Annotated in this window: 10 protein-coding genes; 6 read left to right on the top strand and 4 right to left on the bottom strand. The window is 36.9% G+C overall.

Annotation, left to right across the window (positions count from 1 at the left end):
• Positions 1-180 precede the first annotated feature (180 nt).
• Positions 181-996 (bottom strand): purine-nucleoside phosphorylase, encoded by an 816-nt coding sequence (locus Q1V95_RS03045; RefSeq protein WP_300670154.1) that lies wholly within the window; start codon positions 994-996, stop codon positions 181-183.
• Positions 980-2,005, bottom strand: a complete 1,026-nt coding sequence (gene lpxK / locus Q1V95_RS03040; protein WP_300670152.1) for a tetraacyldisaccharide 4'-kinase — start codon at positions 2,003-2,005, stop codon at positions 980-982. The genes Q1V95_RS03045 and lpxK overlap by 17 nt, the downstream gene beginning before the upstream one ends.
• A 243-nt stretch (positions 2,006-2,248) precedes the next feature.
• On the opposite strand from lpxK, the gene Q1V95_RS03035 reads away from it, so the two are divergent.
• The 6 genes from Q1V95_RS03035 to Q1V95_RS03010 all read left to right on the top strand — a co-directional run bounded on the left by Q1V95_RS03035 (position 2,249) and on the right by Q1V95_RS03010 (position 7,440).
• On the top strand, positions 2,249-3,106 hold the full coding sequence (locus tag Q1V95_RS03035; protein WP_300670150.1) for a YicC/YloC family endoribonuclease: 858 nt from the start codon (positions 2,249-2,251) through the stop codon (positions 3,104-3,106).
• 223 nt (positions 3,107-3,329) lie between these two features.
• The gene (gmk, locus tag Q1V95_RS03030) at positions 3,330-3,893 is read left to right on the top strand and encodes a guanylate kinase (RefSeq protein ID WP_300670148.1); all 564 of its coding nucleotides are present in this window, start codon (positions 3,330-3,332) and stop codon (positions 3,891-3,893) included.
• 18 nt (positions 3,894-3,911) lie between these two features.
• Positions 3,912-4,928, top strand: coding sequence for a quinolinate synthase NadA (nadA, locus tag Q1V95_RS03025; RefSeq protein WP_300670146.1), 1,017 nt, complete (start codon positions 3,912-3,914; stop codon positions 4,926-4,928).
• 850 nt (positions 4,929-5,778) lie between these two features.
• Entirely contained in the window at positions 5,779-6,138 is a 360-nt protein-coding gene (gene folB / locus Q1V95_RS03020) for a dihydroneopterin aldolase (protein ID WP_300670144.1), read from the top strand.
• Between the two features lies 1 nt (position 6,139).
• A complete protein-coding gene (locus Q1V95_RS03015; protein ID WP_300670142.1) occupies positions 6,140-6,649 on the top strand; it encodes an RDD family protein in 510 nt (169 codons plus the stop codon).
• 56 nt (positions 6,650-6,705) lie between these two features.
• On the top strand, positions 6,706-7,440 hold the full coding sequence (locus Q1V95_RS03010) for an SIMPL domain-containing protein (RefSeq protein WP_300670140.1): 735 nt from the start codon (positions 6,706-6,708) through the stop codon (positions 7,438-7,440).
• A gap of 44 nt (positions 7,441-7,484) precedes the next feature.
• Here Q1V95_RS03010 and dtd read toward each other — a convergent pair whose 3' ends face one another.
• Together dtd and Q1V95_RS03000 are read right to left on the bottom strand one after the other, a co-directional pair.
• Positions 7,485-7,934: a D-aminoacyl-tRNA deacylase gene (gene dtd, locus Q1V95_RS03005; RefSeq protein WP_300670138.1), complete on the bottom strand. Its 450-nt coding sequence runs from the start codon at positions 7,932-7,934 to the stop codon at positions 7,485-7,487.
• A gap of 9 nt (positions 7,935-7,943) precedes the next feature.
• The gene (locus tag Q1V95_RS03000; protein ID WP_300670136.1) at positions 7,944-8,408 is read right to left on the bottom strand and encodes a hypothetical protein; all 465 of its coding nucleotides are present in this window, start codon (positions 8,406-8,408) and stop codon (positions 7,944-7,946) included.
• Between the last annotated feature and the right edge of the window lie 73 nt (positions 8,409-8,481).

Genomic DNA, 8,481 nt, shown 5'->3' with positions numbered 1-8,481 from the left:
AAATTGGATAAGAACGCGGGATATGCGCCCCGACGTAGGTGGAGCTCTTTGTAGTCTTGAGGCGCGGCGACGAAGTCGCCGCGCCTCAAGACTACAAAAGCGGGAACCGTAGGCGGAAATGGCGCCCAAATAAAAATGCACCCAAAAAATTGAGTGCATTTATTTTATGTTTAAAAAAGCTTAGTTGTAGTTTTTTACAAGACCTTTAACGATTTTGATAACGTCTGGCATTGCTTTGTTAGCAGCATTTAGCACTTCTTCATGTGATACTGCGAAAGCAATTTCGGGACCGCCCAAGTCGGTAATAATCGAAATGCAGAAAACGTCCATCCCCATGTGTTTTGCAACGATAACTTCTGGAACTGTGCTCATACCAACTGCGTCACCACCGATGAAACGTACCAATCCATACTCAGAGGGTGTTTCGAAAGTTGGTCCTTGTAAACCAACGTAAACACCTTCGTGAACTTTGATGTTATTTTCGTTAGCAACATCGTGAGCCGTTTGCAACATTTTTTTGTTGTAAGCTTCGCTCATATCCACAAATCTTGGACCTAGCTCGTCGATGTTTTTACCACGCAATGGATGTTCTGGCATCATATTGATGTGATCTTTAACCAACATAATATCGCCAACTTGGAAGTTAGGATTAACGCCACCCGAAGCATTTGATAACAATAGATTTTGGATGCCCAACAAGTGGAAAACTTTAAATGGGAAGGTCACAGTCTCCATCGGATAACCTTCGTAATAATGGAAACGACCGCTCATCATTAAGACTTTTTTGCCTTCAAGAATGCCGTAGATTAACTTGCCACCGTGACCAACAACGGTAACTTGTGGAAAGTTGGGGATGTCCGAATATTCTATGGTGTGAATAGGTTGTACTTCGTCTTGAAGTTTTCCAAGTCCAGAACCTAGCACGATTGCAAAGTCTGGTGTGTCTTGGATAATATTTTTGATGAACGCTGCGGTTTCTTTAATTTTTTCTAACATAATCGTTGATTATTTGATTAAACGCTTCTTGATTGTCTATTTCTACATTAATGGGCCAGTAAAAGATTTTTTCGCGCAAGTAGTCAAAAGTTTTGAGCCTTACATAGTCTTTTTCTGTGGTTAGGATAATTTTGTATTCTCCTAGTTTTTTATATTCTGCCACAATTTTTTTGATATCATCATCAGAGAAATTGTGGTGGTCTTTATATTTAAGGTGCTTAACACGTTTGGAATATTTGCCGACTTCTTTCACAATTTGTGTTGGGTTGGCGATTCCTGTTATCAAAAGAACATCGTAGTAATCCAGATTTTTGACTGGCATATATTTGTCGATGCTCATGATATTTTCGTCATATTCTATCGATGAGAAAAATACCTTTTGATAATGTTGCGGTTTGATGCGCGAAATGCAATATTGTTTCTTTTCTTCGGTAAGATCGTCCGGACATTTGGTAACCATGATGATATCGGCACGTTTTGCGCCACGACGACTTTCTCGCAAATCGCCAGCAGGCAAAATAAAATCCTTAAAATAGGGATCGTTATAAACCGTCAACAAGATATTAAGCCCTGGTTTAATAGCACGATGCTGAAAGCTATCGTCCAAAACCAAAACATTAAGATCCATGTCGTCAATCAGTTTTTTGGCACCGAAAACACGGTCTTCGCAAACACCAATAACGAAACGATTTTTGAATCTTTCAAACAATTGCATTGGCTCGTCACCAACAGTTTTGTAGTTGCTTTCGTAGTTAACGACGTTGTAGCCTTTTGTCATTCTGCCGTAGCCGCGAGAAAGAACACCAGTACGATAATGTTTGGACAGATAAGCTGCCAAATACATCACCATCGGCGATTTTCCACTTCCGCCCACAGAAAGATTGCCAACACCAATTATTGGTGTTTTGAATCGCTTCGAAGAAAACAATCCCCAATCATACATTCGGTTCCTAATCGAGGTTCCGAGATGATAACCAAGGGAAAAAGGGTAGAGATACCATCTTTTCATAGCCGACAAAAATACAATAATCGATTGGCTTTATCAATAGATTTTTCTTTAAAAAGGATTAATATTTGTCAGTTTAACTAAATTTAGATAGAACTAGATTTTATTATTTTTCAAAATATGATGAGAATTTGATTATGGTGTACAATATTTATTGCTGTGATTTTAAGTTTAATATTTAAAAAAAACTTTAGAAGCCTTTTCGACTAACATCATTATATTTGCATTATAATAAGAAAATCAGATATGGTATTATCAATGACGGGATTTGGTCGTGCGGAAGGTGTTTTCGAAGGAAAAAAACTGACCATCGACATCAAATCACTCAACAGCAAAACATTCGACCTTAATATTAAAGTGCCGATTCGTTATAAAGAAAAGGAATTTGATATTAGAAAATTGCTGAATGATAAATTACTTCGCGGAAAAGTTGATTGCTACATCAATTGCGAAAATCTCGAAGACAGCAACGATGTTAATATTAATAAAGAGATTGTAAAATCCTATATGACGCAACTTGGCGAGATTTCGCCAGGTGCTAATGCCATCGATTATTTGCAAATGGCGGTTCGAATGCCAGAAGCGATTAGTAATAAAACGGCTGACCTTAGTGATGACGAATGGAACTTTTTATTAAAAGTCGTTAATGAGGCGATTGCTAAGTTTTTGGAATTCCGAACAACCGAAGGTTCAATTCTTCAAGATGAACTAGGCAAAAATGTGAAAAACATCGAAGCTAAATTATCGCAAGTTCCACAATATGAAGATGAGAGAGTCGCTACAGTTAAAGAACGTTATCAAAATACTTTGAAGGAATTCGAAAATGTTGACGAAACGCGTTTCTACCAAGAAATGGCTTATTATACTGAGAAGTTAGACATCTCTGAAGAAAAGGTGAGATTGGCGCAGCATCTTAAATATTATTTGGATGTGATGGAGAATGAAGATTTTAATGGTAAGAAATTAGGTTTTATCTCTCAGGAAATGGGACGTGAAATCAACACTTTAGGGTCGAAAGCCAATCACGCAGCCATCCAAAAATTGGTTGTCGAAATGAAAGACGACCTGGAAAAAATTAAAGAACAAACCCTTAACGTTTTGTAGATTATAAGTCAGTAATTTTAGTTTGGAATAAGTCGTTCTTATTTAATTTATTAGAGATGTCACTTCGAGTAAAAATCTGGAAGATTTTGTATCGAGAAGTTTTTTAAAAAAATAACTAGTTTTCGATACAATTTTCTTCGAAAATCACTCAAACTGACGTTAGTTTTTTATTCCAAGCCATAGGTTAATTTTTTAAATAATTCGCAATTCATAATTTTAAAAAATGAATAAAGTAGTTATATTTTCGGCACCATCAGGAAGTGGAAAAACCACTTTGGTAAAGCATTGCTTAGCACATTTTCCAGAATTGCAATTCTCGATTTCGTGCACAACAAGAGCGCCTCGTGGTGAAGAAAAACATGGTGTAGATTATCACTTTTTAAGTCCAGATGAGTTTCGTCAAAAGATTTCCGAAAATGCTTTTGTAGAATTTGAGGAAGTCTATACTGACAAGTTTTATGGGACTTTGCAAGAAGAAGTAGAACGCATTTGGAAGAACGGAAAAGTTGTAATTTTTGATGTCGATGTTAAAGGAGGTGTTAATTTAAAAAAGATTTTTGGTGACCAAGCTTTGTCAATTTTCATTGCACCACCAAGTATCGAAGAACTAGAACGCCGATTAACAACACGTGGAACCGATGCGCCAGAGGTTATCAAAACTCGTGTAGCTAAGGCTGAAGAAGAGTTGACTTATCAGACTCAGTTTGATAAAGTTGTTGTCAACGATAATCTAGAAGTAGCAACACAAGAAATGGAAAGCATTTTGCAGGACTTTATTAATTCTTAATTAATCACACAAAAAGATATGGAAAACACGTTAGAAAAAGCAAAATCCAGCATGCCAATTAAAGGTTTTTTGGATATTAAAGATATTGCGATTCCACAAGGACAAGATTTGGTGGACGCTATTTTAAAACTAAAAGAAGAAAAAAACGCTGTCATTTTAGCGCATTATTATCAGCCTGCTGAGATTCAGGATATCGCAGATTTTTTGGGTGATTCGCTTCAACTGGCGCGTCAGGCAAAAGATACGGATGCCGATATGATTGTTTTCTGCGGTGTACACTTCATGGCGGAAGCAGCTAAAATTCTTAATCCAACCAAAAAGGTGGTTTTGCCAGATACTTTGGCAGGATGCTCTTTGGCAGACGGTTGTAGTGGCGAAGGTCTTCGTGCGATGCGCGCGCAACATCCAAATGCGTTGGTGGCGACTTACATCAATTGCAATGCAGAAACTAAGGCAGAAAGTGACATTATCGTGACAAGTTCTAATGCCGAAACCATCATCAATGCCTTGCCGACTGACCAGCCGATTATTTTTGCGCCAGACAAAAATCTTGGTCGCTATCTTGCGCACAAGACTGGTCGCGATATGATTTTGTGGGACGGAAGTTGCATTGTGCATGAAGCATTTTCGATGGAGCGAATTGCAAAACAATTGGCTGACAATCCCGATGCAAAACTAATTGCGCATCCAGAAAGTGAAGAGTCTGTCTTAAAGTTGGCACATTTCATAGGTTCGACATCGGCTTTGCTTGACTATGTGGAGAAGGACGATTGTCAAAAATTCATCATTGCGACGGAGGAAGGAATTCTTCACGAGATGAAAAAACGTGCGCCACACAAAGAATTGATTCCAGCTTTGGTTTTCGACGAATCTTGTAATTGCAGCGAGTGTTTTTATATGAAGCGCAACACCATGGAAAAGCTATACCTGTGCATGAAGTACGAACTTCCTGAAATTTTAATTGACGAAGAACTACGACTAAAAGCTCTAAAGCCAATCGAGGCGATGCTTGAGCTTTCAAAAACGATAAAATAAATTTGGGCAATCCCGCGCCAAAGCTTTATCAAAGCTAGCGGTCGGGCTGTTCGCTGTATCTTGGAGCGCTTCGCTCGGTCGTCTCCGCTACGCTCCGACACCTCGCTCCGCTCCCAAGGATGCCGCTGCCATCCCTATTGCGTCCCAAAATAGAAAAATTCACAAGTTTTGTTGAGAAATCGACAAAACTTGTTTAGTTTTACGATAGTTGCGAGCTATTAGCCAATAGCTAATAGCCATCAGGAATTAGGAATTGTTTTAGCCATTAGCCGATAATTGTAAGTTTAGAATTTGCAAAAAGTTCCGTAGGAACGTCCTGTTAATAGATAATTGTTAGGTGGATGAGTAAGCTCTGTAGGAGCGTTCTGTTAATCTTTTGTTATGGGTCGCTCCTACGGAGCTCAACTCCAAAAGGTATTTCTATTAACAGATTGCTCCGCTGGAGCAAAATTTCACTATTAAGATTTCAGTTGATTCTCATTTTATCAGAAAGTATTTTCAAAAAGCAGTTTAAAGTGTTTATGACAATGGTTTTGATAGGTGTGAATGTTAATTTAGTTTACATTTATATTGAATTTAAAACGAATGCAACACCTGCTTGCAAAAAAAGTTCCGTAGGAACATCCTGTTAATAGGTAATAAGGAAAAGGATGAGCGAGCTCCGTAGGAGCGCTCTGTTAATTTTTTTGTTGATAGGTCGCTCCTACGGAGCTCAACTCCAAAATTTTTATACAGAAGTTCGAAGATTATTCTATATTAGCAATAGAATATTGTTTTCAAAAATTGAATCTTTACACGTTATAAATTATTTTTGCGAACCAACAACCAAACACTAAAACCTAAAGAGCCTATGCATTCAAAAATTATTCTTGAGAACATAAAAATTTACGCATTTCATGGCGTTTTACCAGAAGAAACAATTTTGGGAACCAATTACATTGTCAATGCCGAACTTCATGCCGATTTAGAAAAAGCATCACAGTCTGATGATTTGTCAGATACAATTAACTACGCCGAAATCAATGAGATTATTCACCAAGAGATGGCTATTCCGTCTAAGTTACTAGAACATGTCATTGGAAGAATCATTTCAAAATTGGAGATTGCTTTTCCGCAGCTTAGTTTTATCAAAATAAAACTGACCAAAACTCGTCCGCCAATGCGTGGCGAAATGCAAGGTGTTAGCATCGAAATTGAAAAAAAGATATAGCATGAGACTCATAAAATCTGTAGATGATAACAAGGCAGAACGCTTTTTGCGTTTTCTCAATTTTATTATTGTTCTCATTTGTGGCTATATAATCACATTTGCTTGTTGGCTTATTGGTATATTTATTTATACTTTGGTGACGGATTCTTCTTACGCTTATCAGCTTCAACAATTAGAAAACCTGAATAGTACTCTCGATCGACTTGTCACAGTGTGCATTTATACCAGTTCGATGGTTTTAATAGAATTCTTAACAAAGGGAAGATCACTTGGTAAATTAATTACGGGGACTAAAGTCGTGATGATAGATGGTTCGAAACCAACTTTTATGGATTTTGTTAAGCGAAATTATTGTCGTGCAATTCCTTTTGAGATTTTCAGTTTCTTTGGTGTAGAAGCAACTGGTTGGCATGATACAATTAGCGATACACGTGTTGTTAAGCGCAATGCTTTTGAAAAAGCAATGATTCAGACTTCAGAATTGGACGAAATTGGAAATGTTGCTTTATAGGTTTTGATGCTGGAATACATTTTGTTACATATTTTATGCACTAAAAATATTGAGTTATGAAACCACAATTTATCACTGTAGGTATTGCCGCTTTAGGTTTGATTATCGCAACAGCTTTTCTTAGCAATGCTATCAAAAATAGGAATAAAGGCGATAATACTATTTCTGTTACTGGACTTGGATCCAAGACTTTTACTTCAGATTTAATTACTTGGTCTGGTAGTTTTTCAAAAAATAACATGGATCTAAAATCCGCCTATGATGAGTTGGCAAATGATAAAAATGTAATTGCCCAATATTTAAAATCAAAAGGCATTAAAGACAACGAAATGGTTTTTTCGGCGGTAGATATTCAAAAGAATTTTAGAAGCTACAACGATTCGAATGGAAATTATGTTCAGGGAGAATTTTCTGGATATAACCTTACGCAAAATGTTAGCATCGAATCTAAAGAAGTTGGAAAAGTCGAAAATATCTCAAGAAACATTACCGAAATCATCAATCGTGGCATCGAATTCACTTCTTCGACACCTCAATATTTTTATACCAAATTAGCTGAGGTTAAGCAACAAATGATTGCAGACGCGACCAAAGATGCTAAAGAACGTGCTGAAAAAATTGCTGACAATGCAGGAAGTTCACTCGGGAATCTGAAAAAAGCAACAATGGGCGTTATCCAAATAACCGCACCAAATTCTAACGAAGATTATTCTTATGGAGGTACATTTAACACTTCTTCGAAAGAAAAAGAAGCAACAATTACCATTAAGTTAGAATATCAGGTTGATTAGCTTTTAGTTTAGAATTACGAATTAATTTTGCCAATAGCCAATAGCTAAGCTTTTGTCTTGCTGTCCATAACAATCGTAACTGGACCATCGTTGATAAGAGAAACTTTCATATCGGCGCCGAAAATACCACTTTCGATTTTTAAGCCAGATTTTTTTAATTCGGTTTTAAAATATTCAAATAATGGAATTGCTTTGTCAGGTTTTGCAGCTTTGATGAAAGATGGGCGATTGCCTTTTTTGTAATCCGCAATCAATGTAAATTGGCTGATACAGAGGATTTCGCCTTTAATGTCTTTTATAGAGAGATTCAATTTATCATCTTCATCACCGAAAATCCTTAAATCTAAAACCTTTTTCACTAGCCAATCTGCGTCTTCATTTTCATCGCTTTCGTCAATACCACAAAGAAGCATAAAACCAGTTCCGATTTCGCCAACAATTTTTCCGTCAACTTTTACAGATGACTCAGACACACGCTGAATAACAATTTTCATAGTTTGATTTTAATAATAAACAGAGATAACGCCAGTACTTGGATCGTAATTAAAAGGATAAGTTTTTGGAGGAAGACCTTTTGATTGCGTATTGTTGCTTGTTGGCGAACCATTAAGCATCCATTCGGCACCATCTTTTGGACACACAATTGTGGTATTATCTTTTACGTACAAAATCGTTTTGTCGCCATCCGGACAAATGTGTGGCGCATTTCTGTCAAAAACTTTGAAGCCACCAGAAGTATTGGTAATGATAAGACCATTGGTTCCTGCTCCCACTTCGTTGACATAAATCCAGCCGCCTTGTACCGTCACGGGATGATAAAGTGGAAGGTTGGTGTTAACACTTATATTAATCTGAACTTTGGGAAAACAAGAAACAGTTTCCGCTCTATCACTACAAGAGTTGATAATGAATAAATTACTGAAAACCAGAAAAATAATTAGCCCAAAATATCTCAAATTCACTTTCATATCAAAATTAATTTATATATTTGTCAAAACGAATCAACACAACAAAAATTATATCCGGCAAAGGTCGGATAAT

Origin of the sequence: Soonwooa sp. (assembly GCF_030151385.1) — a bacterium.
GTDB lineage: Bacteria > Bacteroidota > Bacteroidia > Flavobacteriales > Weeksellaceae > Soonwooa.
Note: the sequence above shows the minus strand (reverse complement) of the source record. Positions and strands in the feature narration are given on the sequence as shown.

What these genes read in the sequence shown, in the direction of transcription:
- gmk (WP_300670148.1), top strand. Translation starts at nt 3,330, where the DNA reads ATGAATAAAGTAGTTATATTTTCGGCACCATCAGGAAGTGGAAAAACC.
- Q1V95_RS03015 (WP_300670142.1), top strand. Translation starts at nt 6,140, where the DNA reads ATGAGACTCATAAAATCTGTAGATGATAACAAGGCAGAACGCTTTTTG.
- Q1V95_RS03000 (WP_300670136.1), bottom strand. Translation starts at nt 8,408, where the DNA reads ATGAAAGTGAATTTGAGATATTTTGGGCTAATTATTTTTCTGGTTTTC.
- Q1V95_RS03010 (WP_300670140.1), top strand. Translation starts at nt 6,706, where the DNA reads ATGAAACCACAATTTATCACTGTAGGTATTGCCGCTTTAGGTTTGATT.
- Q1V95_RS03045 (WP_300670154.1), bottom strand. Translation starts at nt 996, where the DNA reads ATGTTAGAAAAAATTAAAGAAACCGCAGCGTTCATCAAAAATATTATC.
- dtd (WP_300670138.1), bottom strand. Translation starts at nt 7,934, where the DNA reads ATGAAAATTGTTATTCAGCGTGTGTCTGAGTCATCTGTAAAAGTTGAC.
- Q1V95_RS03035 (WP_300670150.1), top strand. Translation starts at nt 2,249, where the DNA reads ATGGTATTATCAATGACGGGATTTGGTCGTGCGGAAGGTGTTTTCGAA.
- lpxK (WP_300670152.1), bottom strand. Translation starts at nt 2,005, where the DNA reads ATGAAAAGATGGTATCTCTACCCTTTTTCCCTTGGTTATCATCTCGGA.
- folB (WP_300670144.1), top strand. Translation starts at nt 5,779, where the DNA reads ATGCATTCAAAAATTATTCTTGAGAACATAAAAATTTACGCATTTCAT.
- nadA (WP_300670146.1), top strand. Translation starts at nt 3,912, where the DNA reads ATGGAAAACACGTTAGAAAAAGCAAAATCCAGCATGCCAATTAAAGGT.